Origin of the sequence: Nocardia sp. NPDC088792 (assembly GCF_044750615.1) — a bacterium.
GTDB lineage: Bacteria > Actinomycetota > Actinomycetes > Mycobacteriales > Mycobacteriaceae > Nocardia.
In genome coordinates this window covers 73,093-75,525 of the sequence record NZ_JBIVKC010000006.1, presented here as the reverse complement: position 1 = coordinate 75,525, position 2,433 = coordinate 73,093, and the positions used below count along the sequence as shown (strand labels likewise).

The window sequence follows — 2,433 nt, the reverse complement described above, 5'->3', positions numbered from 1 at the left end:
CTCTGAAATTCCCTCCACCTGGCACGAATGTCGTGCCCCCACCCGCCCCTAACTGACTCAGACAATTCTTGCTTCGGCACAAAGGATTTCGACGCGCCGCCGAGGCTCAACGATGAACTAGTGGTGTGAGAAGCGTCTTTACGAAGCCGGCCCCGGGCCCGAGGAGATGGTTCGGGCCAGGCCAAACTGAACCCCGCTGTACCACAGGGTCAGTAGAGCAATTGATCAGCAACCAGTGCTGAGGATTGCGACGCTACGTAGCGTTGCCAGCAGATCGAGGCATGTGCGCGAGGGTCTTTCGAACAGCAGGATTCATCGTACTGAACAGTAGTTTGGACAAACTTCGCCTGTCAATCGTTAAAGCGCCCCTGTAAGCGAGGGCACGACAACAGCGGCAATCGAGGACTCACACCGTGGCGGAGAAACCGGCAATTCGCCCCGCCGAGCGCTATGTTCCCAAGTCACACAACCGATTTCGAGATCATGTCGGACCCGTTTCGAGCGCATATCAGTGCGCCTCGCTATCAGAGGCCGGGCGATCTGATCAGTACGGCCCGGAACAGGCTCTGCGGCCGGTAATCTCGTTACAATGGGGCAACGCGCACTGTTGACGCTGGCATGTATCGCTCTGGCCGCCTGGTGCGCGGTCATCACGCCCGGTCGCGCCGGCGCGGACCCGGGCCTACCGCCGATGGCTGGTAATTTCCTGTGGGGCGTATCCAGCTCCGGATTTCAGAGCGAAGGCTCTGCGCCCGACAGCAATTGGAGCCGCTACGCCGGCTCCGGCCGCGCCGAGGACTACCGCAATTCGGTCGACTTCCTCCATCGCTACGGCGAGGACATCCAGCACGCCGCCGACCTCGGCGCCGGCGTCTACCGGGTCAGCGTCGAATGGGCTCGGGTGCAGCCGAGTCCGGGCAATTGGGACTTCTCCTTCTATGACGCCATGATCGGCAGGATTCGCGCCGCCGGACTCACCCCGATGATCACCCTGGACCACTGGGTGTTCCCGGGCTGGGAGGTCGACCGCGGCGGCTGGCGCAATCCGGGCATGGTCGACGACTGGCTGACCGACGCCCGCGCGGTGGTCGATCGCTACGCGCACTTCAACCCGATGTGGGTCACCTTCAACGAGCCCACCGCCTATGTGGGACAAGAACAGCTGATCGGCGACCTCGGCGCGGTCGACGCACCCGCCATGCTCGACCGGATGGTCACCGCACACCGCGCGATCTACGACTACATCCACAATCAGCAGCCCGGCGCGATGGTCACCAGCAATATCGCCTACTCCGCCATCGGCGCGGCGCAGGCCGACGCCTCCTTCGTCGACCGGGTGGCCGACAAGCTCGACTACATCGGAATCGACTACTACTACGGCGGATCACTGACCAAGCCACCGAACCTGATCGCGCAGCTGACCAACACTTCGTCGCCGCTCATCGTGGAACCCGACGGCATCTACTACGTCCTGCGCCGATACGCGCAGAAGTTCCCGAACCGGCCGCTCTACGTGGTCGAGAACGGCATGCCGACCTACAACGGCTCCCCCACCACCGACGGCATCACCCGCGCGGACGACCTGCGCGACACCGTCTATTGGGTCCAGCGCGCGAAGGCCGACGGCATGAATGTCATCGGCTACAACTACTGGAGCATCACCGACAACTACGAATGGGGCAGCTACGCACCACGTTTCGGCCTCTACACGGTGGACGTCACCACGGACCCGTCCCTCACCCGTCGGCCGACCGAGGCGGTCGGCGCCTACCACGACATCATCGCCGGCGGCGGCGTCCCCGCGAACTACGCCCCCACCCGCGCACCGGCCCTCTGCTCCATCCAGGACCTGCCCTCCAGCTGCATCAACCCGGTGCACTGACCAATAGTCCCGGCATCAGGGCAGATACAGCGGGTCCGACTCCGGGTGCGGGCTGCTTGCCGCGGGCCGTGCGCCGCATCCGATAGCGGACCTGGGCCATGGCCGCGCTGGAGGCGAGCAACTTGTCCTTCCAGGTAACGGGTTTGATCGTGCGATCGCCTTCGTCACCATCGCGCCAGCGTTGAGGCAAGTCCGGGGTTACCGACAGGGCGGTGGCCATGCCGACGAGCGCCACATTGCCGGCGAGCACACGCTCGGCCGTCGCGCGCCGCCGCTTCCGCGCGCTGCGCGGTGGTGGCGAACCGAGTGATAGTGGCCTTGACCTGATCCACGGTCACGGCGACCGGGCCGAACTCTCCCTGCGCGCGAGCCGGCCGAGCACTCGGTCGCCGCACACCCCGCACCACGGACGCCCGATGATCTGGCCGCCATCGCGACCGCCTACGTGAACTTCGCGGCGTCGATCCGAGGAATACGGCTGCGGCCCTTCGTTTCACACGAAATTACGGATCGCGCACGATCCATTTGTTGGATGAACAACCAGTCGCGTT

At 64.6% G+C, this 2,433-nt stretch carries 2 protein-coding genes; one reads left to right on the top strand and one right to left on the bottom strand.

Features of this window, described 5'->3' with window-relative positions; genetic code table 11:
- The first annotated feature begins 589 nt into the window (after positions 1-589).
- Complete coding sequence (locus tag ACIP5Y_RS36720) at positions 590-1,882, top strand: family 1 glycosylhydrolase (protein ID WP_400357028.1); 1,293 nt, start codon at positions 590-592, stop codon at positions 1,880-1,882.
- Here ACIP5Y_RS36720 and ACIP5Y_RS36715 read toward each other — a convergent pair.
- Entirely contained in the window at positions 1,866-2,132 is a 267-nt protein-coding gene (locus ACIP5Y_RS36715; protein ID WP_400357027.1) for a hypothetical protein, read from the bottom strand. The two genes, ACIP5Y_RS36720 and ACIP5Y_RS36715, sit on opposite strands and share 17 nt — an antisense overlap.
- Positions 2,133-2,433 lie beyond the last annotated feature (301 nt).